Annotated in this window: 1 pseudogene; it reads right to left on the bottom strand. The window is 67.1% G+C overall.

Annotated features, from left to right (window positions below):
• Positions 1–258, bottom strand: a pseudogene (locus tag EOD29_RS36340) (copper oxidase); the annotation flags it as partial.

Below are 258 nucleotides of genomic sequence, written 5' to 3'. Positions count from 1 at the left end.
GGTTGATGGTTGCCCCATGTCCTGTCGTTGAGCGTCCAGGAGTAACTCTGCATCGTGCCGCCGATCTCGACGGGCTGAATCCGATCCGCAGGCGTCACCGCCAGGGGCTTGGCGGCGGCAAGGCTGGACTCGAATGCAAGGTCGAGTGCGGTCGCAGCGTTCTCGCCTGCAGGCGCGATGCGCTTTACTGCGCCGCCCCTGGTCGCCAGCACGAGACCGGTGCGCTCGACGCTGCCCTCACGTAGCGCCAGGATCGGC

This window comes from Mesorhizobium sp. M1A.T.Ca.IN.004.03.1.1 (assembly GCF_003997555.1).
In the GTDB taxonomy this organism is placed as follows: Bacteria; Pseudomonadota; Alphaproteobacteria; order Rhizobiales; family Rhizobiaceae; genus Mesorhizobium.
The sequence above is the reverse complement of the archived record's forward strand: the minus strand, read 5'-3'. Positions and strand labels throughout refer to the sequence as shown.